Here is a 16,818-nt window from a genome sequence, read left to right as displayed (position 1 = left end):
GGTGACGGAGTGCGGGGCGAGGTGACCCCGAACTACGCTGCGGGCGTGGGCTCTTGCCAGGCCCGGCGCTCCGCGACCGTCAGCCAGTGGACGTACCACCGCGCGAACGTGACCCTCTCCGTGCTGCCGACGAACTCGACCGGAATCACGCCTTCGGCCGCCGCGCGGGCGTCGTGCCACATCGTGCCGCGTTCGGGGCCGGTGAGGGCGAGCAGCGTGTAGTAGGCGCAGCCCTGTTCGCTCACGTAGAGGGCGCCGTCGGTCAGCCCCTCCAGGAGTTCGTCGTCGCGGGCGTCCCAGGCGGCGTGGTCCCGGCGGAACCTCTCGGCTTCCTCGTCCGTGTCGCCGTACGCGGTCCGCCAGGGCTCGGCCGCCTGGTGCTCCTCCCACTCGGCGGTGCGCTCGGGGCGGAAGAGCGGGGGCGGGGCGTCGGCCTCGCCCGGGACCGCATCGTCGTCGGCGTACGCGCCTTCGCCCTCGTACCCCCCTTCGCCTTCATCCTCGTACTCGTCCGGCGTCACCGGGAACAGCCCGTAGTCCGGGCCCGCGCCGCCCGCGCCCACCTCCAGCAGGAACGCGCGGTACTCGGGCGGGAACGTCACGCCGCGCCGCCGTTCCACGGCCCCGACCTGTTCCTCGGTGAGCACCGGGCGCAGCTCGAAGCGGTGGCCGTGCTCGCGGAAGTACGCCCCGAAGACCGCCCGCCCGTTCGGCGCCTCACGCAGCGCGAGCACCCGCTCCCGCACGCCTGCCCAGACCCCGCCCACCTGCGCACCTCCCCGTTCCCGACACCCCCGGAAGGGGACCCGGCCTTGCTCACGGTCACCGTACGCGCCTAGTGTGAATGCGCTTTCAATCCGGCCGGGGCCGGTTCCGTGAGGCATCGGCCAGGACAACGATCACGACATCAGCAGCGAGAAACGAGCAGGCGATCGGGTGAGCACAACTCCCACGGTGTACGACGTCGCCGAGCGGTCGGGCGTCTCCATCGCGACGGTGTCGCGGGTCTACCGCAACCCGGACTCGGTCCGCGAGCAGACCCGCGAACGGGTCCTCGCCGCGGCCCGCGAGCTCGGCTACGTGCCCAGCGGGAACGCCCGCGGGCTCGCCAGCCGTTCCACCGGCGTGCTGGGGCTCTGCTTCCCCGACCACTCGGACCCGGACACCGAGACCGAGGCCGCCGCGGCCGACGCCGACGACGACCACGCCTTCATGCTCTACTCCGACCAGATCATCCGCGGCATGGAACGGGCCGCCCGCCGCCACGGGTACGCGCTGCTGATCGCCGCGTCGCTCAAGGGCGGCCCGGAGAGCCTGGTCGCCAAGGTCGCGGGGCGGGTCGACGGCTTCGCCGTCCTCTCCCGGACCGTGCCGACCGAGGACCTGGACGTGATCTCGCGGCGGCTGCCCGTCGTGATGCTCGCGGGGCCCCGCGAGAACGACGAGCTGGACCACCTCGACCACATCGAGGTCGCCAACGCCGACGGCCAGCGCGAGCTGACCCGGCACCTGATCGCCGACCACGGTCTGCGGCGGCTGGTCTTCATCGGCGGCGAGGAGCGCTCGCCCGACGCGCAGGCGCGGTTCCTCGGCTATCAGGAGGCGTGCCGGGAGGCGGGCCTTCCCGTACGCGAAGAGCCCGATCTGCGCGCCGGGATGATGACCCAGGCGGAGGGCGCGCGCGCCGCCGACGCGCTCCTCGACCGGGCCGAGGCGGCCGGGTCACCGCCCGAGGCTATGCTCTTCGCGAACGACCAGATGGCCATCGGCGCGCTGCACGCGCTGGAGCGGCGCGGCGTGCGGGTGCCGGACGACATCGCTGTCACCGGCTTCGACGGCATCCCGCTCGGCCGCCTGGTGCGACCCGCGCTGACGACCGTGCGCCAGCCGATGCGCCGCCTCGGCGAGGAGGCGGTCGAACTCCTCGTGCGCCGCCTCGGCCCGGAACGCGACCGCGACCCCGTCGATTTGATGCTCCCGGTGAGCGTGGTGCGCCGGACGAGCTGCGGGTGCGGGTAGGGCCTACGGGCCCGCGGGCAGGGTGAGTCGGCCGATGCGGCTGGCGGTCGGCGGTCGGCGGTCGACTGAGGCGCGCGGCCACGGGCCCGGGCGAGCGGTTGGCTACTGGGGCGCGACGGCCAGCCGAGGCGTCGGCCAACCGGGCGAGGTGAGCGGCGGGCAGCCGAGGTGCGTGGTCAGCAGGCCCAGACGCACGTCGGTCAGCCGAGGCACCCGCCAACCGGCCCCGGGGCGAGCGGCAGTCAGCCGAGGCGCATGGGCCTCGCCGCCAGCCAGGGCGCGGCAGTCAGCCGATGGACGCGGCCCTCAGCCCAGGTGCGTGGCGAAGAACGCGGCGCGGGCCTCACGCAGGTCCCGCGCCTCCCTCTCCGCGCCCTCGTACGCGAAGTGACCCGCCTCGAGTACGTGGAGTGCGCGCGGGCCCGCGAGCGCGTTGTGCACCGCGAACTGGCCCGGCGGAGGGACCGAGGGGTCGAAGAGCGCGGGCGCCGTGAGGGTCGGCAGGCGCAGGTACGTCGCCGCCGTCGCCGCGTCGAAGTAGCGCAGCACATCGGCGACTTCGGGGTGCGCCCGGTGGTACGCGCGGACCGATTCGCCGCTGCCCGCGCACGGGAGCGTGAGCCGGAGCGGATGGTTGCCGAAGGTGGGCACGGTCAGCTGCGCGGCAGCGAAGCGCTCGTCCCAGGGCAGGGCGAGCGCGCCGAGCCCGCCGCCGAAGCTCTCCCCGAGGTAGCCGATGGCGGGCCGCCGCACTCCCGCGGTCAGCTCGGGGACCAGTTCGAGCAGCGCCGACGCCGCGCACCACAGGTCGGCCACGCAGTCCGCGATGACATACGTGTCGCGGGACCCGATGCCGTGCAGGACGTGCGCGTCGGCCCGGTCGGGGATGCCGGGGTGACGCCCCCGGGTCGCCATGCCCCGCACACAGGGCAGCAGCGCGGCCGAACGGGGCAGCGGCAGCGGAACGTCCGGCCCCGGTTCATCCCGCCCGCCGTAGCCGTGCCCCACCACGAACCCCTGCTCCACGGGGTCTTCGGCGGGCAGCACGAGCCAGCCGCCGAGCCGCACCCCGCCGACCGACGCGTACGTCACCCCGTACACACGGACACCGTCGCGCACCTCCTCCACCGGACCGACGACGGGCGCGGTCGCGATCGCGCGGGCGGCCTCGTGGCGGGCCCGCCAGAAGGCGGCGAAGTCGGCCGGTGCGGGCGGCGCGGGCACGGCGAGGAGGTCCTCGCGCGTGTAGCCGTACGCCGGGTCGAACGGGAAGTCGTGCGAGAACGCGGGCATGCCGCGACCCTAACCAGGCCCGGAGCGGGGCGGGGCGGAGACGGGCAGGGCGGAGCGTAGCCGGGCGGAACGGACCAGTCCGTCGGCGCGGCAGGCCACCCCGGCCCAACTGGTCTGCGACGCATGAGGCGACCGCCACATTTCCTTTCAGGGTGCAAACATTCCGCATAGCTTGCTCAAGCCACGCAGATCACCCACACCCCCCTCCTCACCCCCGTTACGGGAGTGTGACCAAGACCCTCTTGCGGTCACCAGGGGCACTGCCACAGAGTGATGTATGCGCTTACAGACAGCGCATACATCCGGCGCCGCGAGACGCCGGAACGTCAGGGAAGCTCAAGGAGGAGCCGTCCATGCACCCCGCCGCCAGAACCGCTTCGGTCGCCATCGCACTCGCGACGGCGTTCGCCGTCACCGCGTGCGGCAGCTCCGCCGGTGACGAAGTCGCCGCCGACAAGAAGCAGACGCTCACCGTCTGGGCCATGGGTGCCGAGGGCGAGAAGCTCGCGGAGGTCGCCGAGGAGTACCAGAAGGCGAACCCGAACATCACCGTCAAGGTCACCCCCGTCGGCTGGGACGTCGCCCACCAGAAGCTGGTCTCGGCCGCCGCCGCGGGCAAGCTGCCCGACGTGGCGCAGATGGGCGGCAGTTACATGGGCGAGTTCGCCGAACTCGGCGTCCTGGAACCGGTGGACACCAAGACCTTCGACGAGAAGGACTTCTTCCCCGCGGGCTGGCAGCAGGGCGAGGTGGACGGCACCTCGTACGGCGTGCCCTGGTACGTGGACACCCGCGTGCTCTACTACCGCACCGACCTCGCGAAGAAGGCAGGCGTCGACGAGCCCCCGGCCGACTGGAAGGGCCTGCGGGACATGGCGACGGCCCTGCGGGACAAGGGCGACGGCAAGTGGGGCATCTACCTCCAGCCCCGCGGCCTCGACACCGTGCAGTCCTTCTACTCCTTCCTGTACTCGGCGGGCGGCGAGATCGTCGACAAGGACGGCAAGGCCGCCTTCGACAGCCCCGCCACGGTGAAGGCCCTCAAGGAGTACGGCGCGTACATGAAGGACGGGCTCAGCACGAAGAGCGCGCAGCCCGGCTACGACCCGCTGAAGGACTTCAACACCGGCGACGTCCCGATGTTCTTCTCCGGCCCCTGGATCAGCACCCTGATCAAGGACCAGTACCCGGACCTCAAGGGCAAGTGGGCCGTCGCCCCCGTCCCCGCCGACAAGACCTCCACCTCGATGGCGGGCGGATCGAGCCTGGTGATCTCCAAGGACAGCGCGCACAAGGCCGCCGCCAAGAAGTTCATCCAGTACCTGACCGACGCCGAGGGCCAGGCCGACTGGTTCGAGCGCACCAGCGATCTGCCCGCCAACACCGAGGCGTGGGAGAGCGGCGAGCTCGCCGACAACGCCGGTCTCCAGGTCTTCAAGAAGCAGATGGAGACCGCCAAGACCTCGCCCGCGCTGGCCAAGTGGACCGAGGTGACCTCCAAGGTCGACGCGGCCATCGAGTCGGTGACCCAGGGCAAGGCCTCCGCCGAGGACGCCGCCGCGAAGGCGCAGTCCGAGATCGAGAACCTCGTGAAGTAGGCGGCGACCATGAGCACCACTAGCGGAGAGGCCGCCGTACCGGTGGCCGGGGTGCGGGACGGCTCCCAGGAGACGGGAGCGTCACGGGCCGCCGGATCCAAGGGCGGCCACGACGGCCGCGACGGCCGACGGCGCGGGAGCGGGCGCGGGCGCGGGCGCGGCATGGGCGTGCAGAATCTGGCCGGGTGGCTCTTCTCCACCCCGTTCCTGGTTCTCTTCACCGTCTTCATGGCGTTCCCCATCGTCGCCACGCTGGCCATGAGCTTCACGGACTTCGGGCTGCGCAACGTGACCCGCCCCTGGGAAGCGAACTTCATCGGCCTGGAGAACTACACCAAGCTCTTCGGCGACGAGAAGTTCCTCAAGTCCCTCTTCAACACCGGGTACTTCGTGGTGATCGGCGTTCCGCTCACCGTCTTCCTCGGTCTTTTCGTGGCCGTCCTCCTCAACAACGGGATCGATCGCGCCCGGACCTTCTTCCGGGTCGGCTTCTACGCGCCCGTCGTGACCTCCATCGTCGCGGTGGCCGTCGTCTGGCGCTTCGTGCTCGATCCGAGCGACGGGCTCATCGCCGGGCTCTGCGCCGAACTCGGTCTCACCGCACCGGACTTCCTCGGCAGCGAGACGCTCGCCATGCCCTCGCTGATCGCCATGGCCGTCTGGCGCAATCTCGGCACGGTGATGGTGCTCTTCATCGCCGGACTACAGGCCATTCCCACCGAGGTACGGGAGGCCGCCAAGCTGGACGGGGCCGGTACCTGGCAGGAGTTCCGCCGGATCACCGTCCCGCTGCTGCGGCCCACGCTGCTCTACGCCACGGTGATCACCACGATCGGCTATCTCAACGTCTTCGAGGAGCCGTTCGTCATGACGCAGGGCGGTCCCTCGGACTCCACGCTCACCGTGTCGCTGAACATGTACCGCGAGGGCTTCAACTTCTTCCACATGGGCTATGCCAGCGCCATGGCGTACGTCCTCTTCGTGGTGATCATGGGCATCACGGTGCTCCAGCTCCGACTGCTGAAGGACAACACCAAATGAGCGCCGATTCCCTGGTGGTGCAGAAGCAGGAGGGACCGGAGAACTCCTCCGGCACTCCGGGCGCGAAGAAGTCCTCCGGCGCCCGGCGCGGCCTGAAGCGGCCGCTCGTCTATGTGCTCCTCTCCGCCGGCCTCCTCATCATGTCCGCGCCGTTCCTGTGGATGGCCCTTTCGGCGTTCAAGACGGCCGGGGACCTGACCGCGAGTCCGCCGGTGTGGATTCCGTCCGAGTGGACCCTGGACAGCTTCGACCGGCTGCTCGACAAGCTCGATCTGCCGCTCTACTTCATGAATTCGGTGATCGTCGCGGTGCTCGTCACCGTGGCCAATCTCGTCTTCTGCTCGATGCTCGGATACGCCCTGGCCAAGCTGAACTTCATCGGCCGGAACAAGATCTTCGCGCTGGTGCTCGGCGCCCTGATGGTGCCCGGCAATCTGATGCTGCTGCCCCTGTTCGTGCTGATGAGCAAGCTTCAGCTGATCGACTCCTACGCCGCCCTCGTGCTGCCCTTCGCGGCCGGTGCCTTCGGGGTCTTCCTGATGCGGCAGTTCATGCAGTCGATCCCCGACGAGCTGCTCGAAGCGGCCCGGATGGACGGCGCCAGCGAGTGGTACATCTTCTGGCGGATCGTGATGCCACTGGTGAAGCCCGCCCTCGCGACGCTCTCGATCTTCACGTTCCTCGGGTCCTGGAACAACTTCGTCTGGCCCCTGATCGCGACCAACGACCCCGACAAGTACACCCTCCCGGTCGCCCTCGCCACCTTCGCGACCGACCCCAACAAGTCGTCCGGCTCCAACGGGATGCTGATGGCCGGGGCGTTCCTGATCGTGCTGCCGGTACTGATCGTCTTCGCCGTACTGCAGCGGTACTTCACCCAGGGCATCGCCACCGCCGGCATGAAGTAGCCCCCGGGCCGCCGCCCGCCCCGCCCGGCACTCCCCCACCCGGCACTCCCCCACCTTGCAAGAGAGAGACATCTCGCGATGACGCACACCCCGATCCCGTTCCCCGAAGGCTTTCTGTGGGGCGCCTCCACCGCCGCCCACCAGATCGAGGGCAACAACACCAACAGCGACTGGTGGGTGAAGGAGCACAGCACCGGCACCCACATCCAGGAGCCCAGCCTGGACGCCTGCGACAGCTACCACCGCTGGCCCGAGGACATGGACGTGCTCGCCGGACTCGGCTTCACCGACTACCGGTTCAGCATCGAGTGGGCCCGCATCGAGCCCGCCGAGGGCCGCTTCTCCCGGGCGGAGCTCGCGCACTACCGGCGGATGGTCGAGGGCGCGATCGAGCGCGGTCTGCGGCCGATGGTCACCCTGCACCACTTCACCGTGCCCCAGTGGTTCGAGGCGCGGGGCGGCTGGACGGCCGAGGACTCCGCCGAGCTGTTCGCGCGCTACGTCGCCGCCTGCGCGCCGGTCATCGCCGACGGGGTGCCGTACGTCTGCACCATCAACGAGCCCAACATGATCGCCGTGATGGCCGGGCAGGCCAAGCGCGGCGACATCGGCTTCCCGCCCGCCGGGCTGCCGACCCCGGACGAGGAGACCACGCACGCGGTGATCGCCGCGCACCGCGCCGCCGTCAAGGAGGTCAGGGCGATCGACCCGGCGATCCGCGTGGGCTGGACCGTCGCCAACCAGGTCTACCAGGCGCTGCCCGGCGCGGAGGACGTCACCGCCGCCTACCGCCACCCCCGCGAGGACGTCTTCATCGAGGCCGCGCGCGGCGACGACTGGCTCGGCGTGCAGTCCTACACGCGCACCCGGATCGGCCCCGATGGCCCGATACCCGCGCCTGCCGACGCCGAGCGGACCCTCACGCAGTGGGAGTACTACCCGGCCGCCGTCGGGCACGCGCTGCGCCACACCGCCGCCGTGCTCGCCGATGCCGACGTGCCCCTGATCGTCACCGAGAACGGCATCGCCACGGACGACGACGAGCGCCGCGTCGACTACTACAAGGGCGCGCTCGACGAGGTCGCCGCCTGCCTGGCGGAGGGCCTCAACATCGGGGGCTACCTGGCCTGGAGCGCCCTGGACAACTACGAGTGGGGCTCCTACCTGCCCGCCTTCGGGCTGATCGCCTGGGACCGCGAGACGTTCGCCCGCACGCCCAAGCCGTCCGCCCACTGGCTGGGCGGGCTCGGCCGCACGCGAGAACTTCCGCGCCTCGCGCAGTAGGAACGCCCGCGCTCCGCCCGGCAGGAACTCCGCGGGGCCGCCACGGTTCGCCGTGCCCGGCCGCGCCGTTCCCCGCGCCCCTCGCGGGCGCGCCCCATACCGGGGGCCGGCCGCACCTGACAGCGGCCGGCCCCCGCACCGCCGCACGCACGACCCGCACGAGCCCGCGCACCCCACGCGCGTGCGGCCGCTGCTCGCCAAGGAGCGCCTCAGCATCTGAGGCGCTCCTCCCGGGTGCGCTCCCGGGTGTCGCTCCGGGCTGCCGTTTCCGGTCCGGTCGCGGCACCCCGGATACCGCCATACGCTCCCAAATGTGACGCCGCCCTCGCACCTGGCCGGGCGGGCGGCAGCGGCCGCGGTGGCCGTGCTGCTCGCCTGGTTCGCGCTGCTGAGTCCCCCGCCCGCGGCCGCCGACGATCCGGTCACGCTCTCCCGCTCCGGCCAGATCACCGACAAGACGGGCGCGCTCGGGGACCGCGACGACGCCACCGAGCAGGCCCTCGACCGGCTCTACGACGACCGCGGCGTGCAGCTCTTCGTCGTCTACGTACGCGACTTCTCCGGCCGCTCCGCGCAGAGCTGGGCGGACGCCACCGCCGAACGCAACGGCCTCGGCATCGACGACGTACTGCTCGCCGTCGCCACCCGCGACCGGCAGTTCGCCTACTCCGTGGACGACGCGTCGCGGCTCACGGACGCCCAGCTCAGAGAGGTCGCCACCACCGCGATCCGGCCCGCCCTGCGCGAGAACGACTGGGCGGGCGCGGCCATCGGCGCCGCCGACGGCTACCGCGCGGTGCTCGCGGGACAGGCGGTGCCGACCCCCGCGATCACCCCGGGCGAGGCCGACCCGGGCGCCGGCGACGACTCCACCGCCGGTGACCTGGTGCTCCCCGTGGTGGCGGTGGGCGCGGCCGGTGTCGCGGCGACGGTCGCGTACAAGCGGCGCAGGAAGCGGATGACCACGCGTACGACGCCCGGCGGCGGCTGGAACCGGGGCGCGGCCGAGGACCTCACCCCGCTGCCCGAGCTCGACGGCCAGGCACGCCGTCTGCTCGTCGAGGCCGACGACGCGATCCGCACCAGCACCGAGGAACTCGGCTTCGCCACCGCGCAGTACGGCGAGGAGGCGGTACGGCCGTTCAGCGCCGCGCTCACCTACGCGCAGTCCGAGCTGACGGCCGCGTTCCGGCTGCGCCAGGAGCTCGACGACGCCTTCCCCGAGGACGACGCGACCAGGCGCCGCATGCTGGACGAGATCGTGGCGCGCTGCACGGAGGCGGGCCGCCGCCTCGACGCGGAGACGGCGGGCTTCGACCAACTGCGCGCCCTGGAGAAGAACGCCCCGGCCGCCCTGGAGCACGCGGAAACGGTGTTCCGGCAGGTGGCCGGGCGCACCACCGCGGCCGACGACACCCTCGCCGCGCTGCGCACCACGTACGCGCCGACCGCTTCCGCGTCCGTCGTCGGCCATGTCGAGCAGGCCAAGGACCGGCTGGTCTTCGCCACCACGCACCTCAACCAGGCCCGCCAGTCCCTCGACGCGGGCGAGACCGGGAACGCCGCCGTCCATCTGCGCGCCGCCGAGGGCGCCGTCGACCAGGCGGCCACCTTCGTGGACGCCGTGGACCGCCTCGCCGACGAGCTCGCGCGGGCCGCCGAGAAGCTGACCCCCGCGCTCGCCGAGTCCGAGACGGACCTCGCCGACGCGCGCGGCCTCCTGGAAGGCACCGCGGAAGGCGTCTCCACGGCCGATCTGCGGGGCCGTGCGGCCCGCGCGGAGTCCGTGGTCGCCGAGGTGCGCCGGCTGGCCTCCGCGGGGCCCTACGACCCCATCGAGGCCCTGCGCCGCGTGGAGGAGGCCGACGCGGCACTCGACGCGGCACTGGCGGGCGCCCGCGAGCGCGAGGTCACCGACCGCCGCTCCCGGTCCCTGCTCGCCCAGGCCCTGCTCACCGCGCGCAGCGCCGTCGGCGTGGCCGCGGACTACGTGACCACGCACCGGGGCGCCGTCGGCAGCGAGGCGAGGACCCGCCTGGCCGAGGCCCAGCGCCACCTCGCGCAGGCGGATTCCGCCCAGGACGACGACGCCACGGCCGCGCTCGCCGACGCCCAGCAGGCGGACGCGCTGGCCCGGCAGGCACAGCAGCTCGCGGAACGGGACGTACGGGGCTACGGCAACCCCTACGGAGGGCTCGGCGGAGGCGGTGGGCGGGGCGGCGGCACGGGCGGCGCGGTGCTCGGCGGGATCATCCTGGGCGAGCTCCTGGGAGGCATGGGCCGGGGCATGGGCGGTGGCAGGGGCGGCGGAGGCGGTCACTACGGAGGGGGCGGTTTCGGTGGCGGCGGGCCCGGGAGCTTCGGTGGCGGCGGGACGCGGGGGCGCCGGGGAGGAGGCGGACGATTCTGACCGCTCCAGGAAGAACCCCTCAGGCGGAACCCCTCCAGGAAGATCCGCCCCACGAAGCACCGCCCCACGAAGCACCGCCCTACGAAGAACCGCTCCACGAGGATCTGATCCCTTCACGAAGATCTGACCGCGAAGCCGGACGCAAAGGACAGCCATGACCAAGCAGACCATCCTCGGCCGCGTCGCCCAGCTCGCCAAGGCGAACATCAACGCGCTGCTCGACCAGGCCGAGGACCCCCAGAAGATGCTCGACCAGCTGATCCGCGACTACACGGCGAACATCCGGGAGGCCGAGGAGGCGGTCGCGACCACCATCGGCAACCTGCGGATGCTGGAACAGGACCACAAGGAGGACCAGGACGCGGCCCTGGAGTGGGGCGCCAAGGCGCTCGCCGCCAGCAAGAAGGGCGACGGACTGCGCGCGGAAGGGAACGCGGCGGAGGCCGACAAGTTCGACCGGCTCGCCAAGGTGGCGCTCGGCCGGCAGCTCCAGGCCGAGAAGGAGGCCAAGGAGGCCGAGCCGACGATCGCTTCGCAGACCGAGATCGTGGACAAGCTGCGGTCCGGGCTCGACCGGATGAAGGTCAAGCTGACGGAACTGCAGGCGCGACGCGACCAGTTGGTGGCCCGCGCCAAGACCGCGCAGGCCCAGAACCAGATGCTGGACGCGGCCCAGAACATCGACGTCCTGGACCCGACCAGCGAGTTGAGCCGCTTCGAGGAGAAGGTGCGGCGCGAGGAGGCGCGGGCGCTGGGCAAGCAGGAGCTCGCCGCGTCCTCGCTCGACGCGCAGTTCGAGGAGCTGGACGGCCTGGGCGACGCGGCGGAGGTCGAGGCCCGCCTCGCCGCCCTCAAGGCCACCACGTGACCGGCCCGCTCACAGCGGGCCGACGCGGAAGGAGCACAACGACAGGCTGATCAGAACAGACTGAGCAGCGCCTCCGCCGCGTCCATCGGCTCCACATCACCGTTCGGCAGCGCCATCTCGAACCAGACCGTCTTGCCGTGCGGCGTCCTGCGCGAGCCCCAGGCCGCGCTCAGGAGCCCGACGAGCTGGAGTCCGCGCCCGCCCTCGTCCGTGTCGCGGGCCCGGCGCCGACGGGGCTGCACGAAGCCGCCGTCCCACACCTCGCACACCAGGGTGCGGTCCAGCAGGAGGCGGAGCCTGATGTCGCCCTCGCCGTATCTGAGAGCGTTGGTGACCAGCTCGCTGACCAGCAGTTCCGCCGTGTCGCAGAGCCGCTCCAGGTCCCAGGAGCGCAGCTGTTCGCAGGCCAGTTCGCGGGCGCGGCCCACCGACTTGGGGTCGCGCGGCAGCGTCCAGTCGCCGACGTGCTCGGCGGGAAGGCCCTCGACGCGCGCCATCAGGAGCGCGATGTCGTCCTCCCCGTGGTGGGTGTCGAGGGTGTTCAGGACGTGGTCGCAGACGTCCTCCAGGGCCGGTGGGGCGTCGCTGAGGGCGCGTACGAACGCGTTCAGACCCTCGTCGAGCGGATGGTGGCGGGATTCGACCAGGCCGTCGGTGTAGAGCGCGAGCAGGGCGCCCTCGGGGAGTTCGACCTCGACGTCCTCGAAGGGCTCGCCGCCGACGCCGAGCGGCATGCCGGGGGGCACGTCGAGCATGAGCGCGGGCTCGCCCGGCTCGACGAGCACGGGCGGCAGATGGCCCGCGTTGGCGAAGGTGCAGCGTCGCGTGACGGCGTCGTAGACCGCGTAGACGCAGGTGGCGAGGTACACCTCGCTGAGGTCCGCGTCGGCGGCCTTGCGGGCCGCGCGGGTGGCCTGCTGGGGTCCCGCGGGGTTGCCGAGGCCGCGGGCGATCTCGTCGAGCGCGGAGAGGACGTCCGCGGGCTCCAGGTCGAGCAGCGCCAGGGTGCGTACGGCGGTGCGCAGTTCGCCCATCGCGACGGCGGCGCGCAGGCCGCGGCCCATGACGTCGCCGACGACCAGGGCGGTGCGGTGGCCCGGGAGTTCGATGACGTCGAACCAGTCGCCGCCGACCTCGGTGGCCGCGTTGCCCGGCAGATAGCGGCAGGCGATGTCGAGTCCGGACGCCTCGGGGTCGCCGGGCGGCAGCAGGGAGCGTTGCAGTATCAGCGCGCGCTCGTGTTCCCTGCGGTACAGCCGGGCGTTGTCGATGCAGACGGCGGCACGCGCGGCCAGTTCGACGGCGAGGGCCCGGTCGCGCTCCCCGAAGGGTTCGCTGCCCTTCGTACGGGAGAACTGGGCGAGGCCGACCACGGTGTCGTGCGCGACCATCGGCACGGCGAGCGTCGACTGGATGAGGCCGCCGGTGAGGCGGCTCGCGGACTCGTCGTCCCCCGCCGTGAGCAACCGGGGCCTGGCGGTGCGCAGCGCATCGGCGCAGGGCGACGTGAAGGCGTAGCGGTGCACGGCGCCGACGTCCACGGGCCCGGTGCCCGCCGGAAACGGAGCGTCCGCCACGGCGCTCGCGAAGGCGACCCTGCGCAGCTCGGCGCTGCCGTCGGCGAGGCCGGGCGGTGTCTCGTCGCCGTCGAGGAGCCCCTGGTAGAGGTCGACGGAGGCCAGATCGCAGAAGCCGGGGACGGCGACGTCGAGGAGTTCCCTCGCGGTCGTCTCCAGGTCCAGCGAGTTGCCGATGCGGGCGCCGGCCTCGTTCAGGAGTGCGAGGTTGCGGCGGGCGTGGGCGGCTTCGCGGGCCGCGGCGTGCCGCCGGGTGACGTCGGTGCCGAGGCCCGCGACGCCGATGGGGCGGCCCGAACCGCTGTGCACGCGGTAGAGGTTGATCGACCAGTGCCTGCGGTCGGCGCTGCCGGGCGTGGGGCCCACGATCTGCATGTCCGTGACGGCGTCGCCGGTCTCCAGGACCCGCTTGAGCGCGGCGGCCATGCGGTCGGCCTCGTGGCGCGGCAGGTAGTCGTGCACGGTACGGCCGCGCTGGTCCTCGGCGCCGCCGCCGAAGACCTCGACGAAGCGGCGGTTGGCGCGCTGCACCTTCAGGTCGGTGCCGAACAGCAGGAAGCCGAACGGAGATTGGCCGAAAATGGCCTGCGAGGCCGCGAGGTCCGTCTCGATCTGCCGGAGCGCCCGGACGTCGACGACGATGCAGACCGCGGCCCGCTCGCCGTCCTCCGTCTCGGTCGGCATCACGTAGACCTCGGCGACGCCTTCCGTGCCGCCGCCGTCGATCTCGCCGCCCTCGGGCAAGCGGAAGGGGACGACGCCCGTCCACTCGCGCCCGTCGAGAATCTCCGCCATCTTGCGGTGACCGCCCGCGCGCAGCTCGGGCGGCACGAAGGCCTCGATCGGGTCCTTGCCCACGGCGTCCCGCGCGGCCACGCCGAACAGCCGCTCGGCGCGCACGCTCCACTGGTCGACCAGGCCGTCGGCGCCGATCGAGAACGAGGCGACCTTGATGTGGTCGTAGATCGAGCCGGGTGGATTGCGCTGCCAGGTCTCGTCGCCCGGCGGCGTCGCCACGGGCCCCTCGGCCCCGGCATCGCCCGGCTCCTCGGTCATGCCGTCGCCGGCACCCTCGGCAGTCGCGTCGCCCGACGGGCCACTCGGCTCCGTCGTCTTCGCTGGTATCTCGCTCACGCGAACCGTCCCCTCCAGCTCACCGCGTCCGGCACCGGTCACCGCATGCGGCTGACCGCAGTATCCAGCACTACGGCAACGCGCCACACGGCGTTCACGATCACAGCACGGACTCGACTCTTTTTGGCCCGTGCCGCTCTTGTGCCCGACGCCCATCGCACACTGCCAGTCTTCTAACCCGGCAGCGCCAGCTCGAACCACACCGTCTTTCCCGTCCGGCCCGTACGGCCCGGCCGTGTGCCCCAGCTCCTGGCCGAGCGGGCCACCAGCTGAAGGCCACGACCGCCCTCGTCATCGGGCCCCGCGGTCCGCTCAAGGGGCGGGTCGGGGAGCGGATCGGACACCTCCACACGCAGCGTGCCCATGGGGTCCACGGGGCGTACGAGACGTACGCCGATGGGCCCCGACGCGTAGCGCAGCGAATTGGTCACCAACTCGCTCACGAGCAACACGGTGACGTCACCGAGCTGCGCGAGGCCCCATTCACCGAGCTGTTCGCGGACGACGGCACGGGCGGTGCGGACGGCGCCGGGGTCCGCGGGAAAGTCCCATTCGGCGCAGTCGCCTTCAGTGTCGATCACGCCGAATCACTTCCAGACCAGATGCGGAACCTGTCCGGTTTCATGGGGTTAATGGGCACATACCCGATATCCCGGCAGGATTACCGCTTACCTGGGCGCACTGTGGCACGAACGGCGTAGGCGGAGTCAGTGTCCGGCGCCCGGCAGCGCGAGCGCCGCCGTCACCGCCGGTACGTCGGCGGCCAGCCAGTCGACCGACCAGACCTCGTCCGGCGTCAGCCAGCGCAGCGCGTCGTGGTCCTCCAGGGGCTTCGGCTCGCCCGAGACCAGACGGGCCTTCCACACCCGCAGCGCGTACCCCTTGGGCAGCGGCCACTGTCCGGGCACCCGCTCCAGGGGTACGGCCTCGACGCCCAGCTCCTCGCGGAGCTCGCGCACGAGTGCGTCCTCGCAGCGCTCGCCGGTCTCCACCTTCCCGCCGGGCAGCTCCCAGCCGCCCGCCAGTTCCGGCGGGGCGGAGCGGCGTGCGGCGAGCAGGCGGTTGTCGTCGTCGTACAGGGCGGCGCCTACGACGATGCGTTCGTTCATGTCTCGTGAGCGTAGACGCTGCGCTGTGCTTGGGCGTTCCCGTGGTCCGGGTGGTCCGGGGCCCCCAGCCCGTCCGGGGTCGCCCGTCCCCGTCCGGGGTGGTTCGGGTGGTCTCTTTGCCTGCGCGTTCGCTGTGGCTGGGCGCGCAGTTCCCCGCGCCCCTGACGGGGCCCCTCAGGGCCCCGGATTCAGCGGCCGCTGCCGTTCGGGCTCAGTTTTTCGATCCAGTACAGCTGTTTGTGGCCGCGGTCGTCGAGGCTGTCCGCGATCTTCTGTGCCTCGGCCTTCGTCGCGTACCTGCCCACGCGGTAGCGGTTGCCGTTGTCGTCCTGACGTATCACGAGCCAGGGCAGCAGAACCGTCCCGTCGTTCATCGCGCCCCTCCGCTCGCCGCCCCCGGCGCGCCCCACGCCTCGATCAGTAAGGAAACCGCAATCCGCATATGCCCGAGCCTACGCCCGACCTTTACTCAGCGGATACGAGTTTGCACAAAGAGATACGCAGGAGGTGCGCAATCGGCCAACGGGCGCCCGGAGGCGGGGGCGCATCGCGCGGATGCGCCCCCGGCCGGTCCACGACGGCGGCCGGACGGACGGCCGTGAACGAGGCGTGGACGAGGGACGTGGGGGCCGAGGCGAAAGAGCCGAAAGCCGCCCTACCGGGTCGCCGGGGCGGGGCTCAGCAGTCCGGGGCGGGCCGGTGCGGGGCAGCGTGCGCCGGGGTCATTTGACCGGCAGGTGGTACGCGATCCGGTAGCGGTCGGCGGGCACCACGACGTCGGCGGTCTCGACCGGGCGGCCCGATGCGTAGTACGTCCGCTGGACGACGATGACGACATGGCCGGGGACGCCGCCGAGCGCGGTGAGCTCCTCGGCGAGGCCGGGGCGGGCGCCGACCTCCTCCGCCACGTTGTCCACGACCACGTCGATGGCGGCCATCCGCTCCACCACCCCGCAGCCGCCGAGCGGGCCCTCCTCGGGAAGCATCACGGGGGTGCGGCCGGTGACGGCGAGCGGCTCCCAGGAGGTGGAGAGCATCATCGCCTCGCCCGCGTCCCGGAACACGTACCGGGTGCACATCACGCGGTCGCCCGCGCGGATGCCGAGCCGCTCGGCGATCACGGCGCTGGCCTCCGCCTGCTCGCTGCGGGACTCCCAGGTGCCGCGCGCGCCGTCGGCCGCCTGCTCCTGGCGGAAGGGCGTGGAGCCGCCGGACAGGGCGCGGTACCCGGTGCGGGCGATCTTGCGCGGGACGGGTCGCTCGCGCACATAGGTCCCCGAACCGGAGCGGCCCTCGACGAGCCCCTCGGCCATCAGGACCTTCCGGGCCTCGAGGGCGACCGTGTCCGAAACTCCGTACTCCTCGCGGATCCTGGCTTGCGAGGGGAGCCGGGTGTGCGGCGGCAGCGAACCGTCGGCGATCTTCTTGCGGAGATCACCCGCGACACGCAGATACGCCGGCTGCTCACCGAAAGTCACTGGCCACTCCCATCAGGTTGACAGACAGCAACAGCCTGGCAACCGTGGGTTGTTGGGTGCAACCCAAGGCCAAGGAATCACCCGAAGTGATGATTTCTC

At 72.1% G+C, this 16,818-nt stretch carries 14 protein-coding genes; 7 read left to right on the top strand and 7 right to left on the bottom strand.

From position 1 onward, the window contains the following. Positions 1-32 precede the first annotated feature (32 nt). Positions 33-767, bottom strand: coding sequence for an SMI1/KNR4 family protein (locus tag ACIO9J_RS07460; protein ID WP_401994028.1), 735 nt, complete (start codon positions 765-767; stop codon positions 33-35). Positions 768-954: 187 nt separating this feature from the next. Here ACIO9J_RS07460 and ACIO9J_RS07455 point away from each other — a divergent pair, with 187 nt between their 5' ends. After that, on the top strand, positions 955-2,019 hold the full coding sequence (locus tag ACIO9J_RS07455) for a LacI family DNA-binding transcriptional regulator (RefSeq protein WP_401995883.1): 1,065 nt from the start codon (positions 955-957) through the stop codon (positions 2,017-2,019). 306 nt (positions 2,020-2,325) lie between these two features. On the opposite strand, the gene ACIO9J_RS07450 is transcribed toward ACIO9J_RS07455, so the two are convergent. Beyond that, positions 2,326-3,312, bottom strand: a complete 987-nt coding sequence (locus ACIO9J_RS07450; RefSeq protein ID WP_401994025.1) for an acetylxylan esterase — start codon at positions 3,310-3,312, stop codon at positions 2,326-2,328. Positions 3,313-3,665: 353 nt separating this feature from the next. Here ACIO9J_RS07450 and ACIO9J_RS07445 point away from each other — a divergent pair, with 353 nt between their 5' ends. The 6 genes from ACIO9J_RS07445 (at position 3,666) to ACIO9J_RS07420 (ending at position 11,421) form a co-directional block, all read left to right on the top strand. Beyond that, on the top strand, positions 3,666-4,910 hold the full coding sequence (locus tag ACIO9J_RS07445; RefSeq protein ID WP_401994022.1) for a sugar ABC transporter substrate-binding protein: 1,245 nt from the start codon (positions 3,666-3,668) through the stop codon (positions 4,908-4,910). Between the two features lie 162 nt (positions 4,911-5,072). Further along, positions 5,073-5,951, top strand: a complete 879-nt coding sequence (locus ACIO9J_RS07440) for a carbohydrate ABC transporter permease (RefSeq protein ID WP_401995880.1) — start codon at positions 5,073-5,075, stop codon at positions 5,949-5,951. Beyond that, complete coding sequence (locus ACIO9J_RS07435) at positions 5,948-6,859, top strand: carbohydrate ABC transporter permease (RefSeq protein ID WP_401994019.1); 912 nt, start codon at positions 5,948-5,950, stop codon at positions 6,857-6,859. Before ACIO9J_RS07440 ends, ACIO9J_RS07435 begins: the two co-directional genes overlap by 4 nt. Before the next feature lie 78 nt (positions 6,860-6,937). Continuing rightward, complete coding sequence (locus ACIO9J_RS07430; RefSeq protein ID WP_401994016.1) at positions 6,938-8,143, top strand: glycoside hydrolase family 1 protein; 1,206 nt, start codon at positions 6,938-6,940, stop codon at positions 8,141-8,143. 313 nt (positions 8,144-8,456) lie between these two features. Then, a complete protein-coding gene (locus ACIO9J_RS07425; protein ID WP_401994013.1) occupies positions 8,457-10,553 on the top strand; it encodes a TPM domain-containing protein in 2,097 nt (698 codons plus the stop codon). 154 nt (positions 10,554-10,707) lie between these two features. Next, positions 10,708-11,421: a PspA/IM30 family protein gene (locus tag ACIO9J_RS07420; protein ID WP_401994010.1), complete on the top strand. Its 714-nt coding sequence runs from the start codon at positions 10,708-10,710 to the stop codon at positions 11,419-11,421. Positions 11,422-11,471: 50 nt separating this feature from the next. Here the strand turns inward: ACIO9J_RS07420 and ACIO9J_RS07415 are convergent, their stop codons facing one another. The 5 genes from ACIO9J_RS07415 to ACIO9J_RS07395 all read right to left on the bottom strand — a co-directional run bounded on the left by ACIO9J_RS07415 (position 11,472) and on the right by ACIO9J_RS07395 (position 16,719). Further along, complete coding sequence (locus ACIO9J_RS07415) at positions 11,472-14,132, bottom strand: SpoIIE family protein phosphatase (RefSeq protein ID WP_401994007.1); 2,661 nt, start codon at positions 14,130-14,132, stop codon at positions 11,472-11,474. Positions 14,133-14,305: 173 nt separating this feature from the next. Beyond that, complete coding sequence (locus ACIO9J_RS07410) at positions 14,306-14,713, bottom strand: ATP-binding protein (RefSeq protein ID WP_401994004.1); 408 nt, start codon at positions 14,711-14,713, stop codon at positions 14,306-14,308. Positions 14,714-14,839: 126 nt separating this feature from the next. Continuing rightward, positions 14,840-15,241: a (deoxy)nucleoside triphosphate pyrophosphohydrolase gene (locus ACIO9J_RS07405; protein WP_401994001.1), complete on the bottom strand. Its 402-nt coding sequence runs from the start codon at positions 15,239-15,241 to the stop codon at positions 14,840-14,842. A gap of 188 nt (positions 15,242-15,429) precedes the next feature. Beyond that, on the bottom strand, positions 15,430-15,615 hold the full coding sequence (locus tag ACIO9J_RS07400) for an SPOR domain-containing protein (RefSeq protein WP_055547635.1): 186 nt from the start codon (positions 15,613-15,615) through the stop codon (positions 15,430-15,432). Between the two features lie 348 nt (positions 15,616-15,963). Continuing rightward, the gene (locus tag ACIO9J_RS07395) at positions 15,964-16,719 is read right to left on the bottom strand and encodes a GntR family transcriptional regulator (protein ID WP_401993998.1); all 756 of its coding nucleotides are present in this window, start codon (positions 16,717-16,719) and stop codon (positions 15,964-15,966) included. Positions 16,720-16,818 lie beyond the last annotated feature (99 nt).

The organism is Streptomyces sp. NPDC087300 (assembly GCF_044744425.1).
GTDB lineage: Bacteria > Actinomycetota > Actinomycetes > Streptomycetales > Streptomycetaceae > Streptomyces.
Note: the sequence above shows the minus strand (reverse complement) of the source record. Positions and strands in the feature narration are given on the sequence as shown.

Excerpts from the sequence above, each read along its gene's own strand:
- ACIO9J_RS07450 (WP_401994025.1), bottom strand. The coding sequence starts at position 3,312 with ATGCCCGCGTTCTCGCACGACTTCCCGTTCGACCCGGCGTACGGCTAC.
- ACIO9J_RS07435 (WP_401994019.1), top strand. The coding sequence starts at position 5,948 with ATGAGCGCCGATTCCCTGGTGGTGCAGAAGCAGGAGGGACCGGAGAAC.
- ACIO9J_RS07445 (WP_401994022.1), top strand. The coding sequence starts at position 3,666 with ATGCACCCCGCCGCCAGAACCGCTTCGGTCGCCATCGCACTCGCGACG.
- ACIO9J_RS07430 (WP_401994016.1), top strand. The coding sequence starts at position 6,938 with ATGACGCACACCCCGATCCCGTTCCCCGAAGGCTTTCTGTGGGGCGCC.
- ACIO9J_RS07400 (WP_055547635.1), bottom strand. The coding sequence starts at position 15,615 with ATGAACGACGGGACGGTTCTGCTGCCCTGGCTCGTGATACGTCAGGAC.
- ACIO9J_RS07405 (WP_401994001.1), bottom strand. The coding sequence starts at position 15,241 with ATGAACGAACGCATCGTCGTAGGCGCCGCCCTGTACGACGACGACAAC.
- ACIO9J_RS07420 (WP_401994010.1), top strand. The coding sequence starts at position 10,708 with ATGACCAAGCAGACCATCCTCGGCCGCGTCGCCCAGCTCGCCAAGGCG.
- ACIO9J_RS07440 (WP_401995880.1), top strand. The coding sequence starts at position 5,073 with ATGGGCGTGCAGAATCTGGCCGGGTGGCTCTTCTCCACCCCGTTCCTG.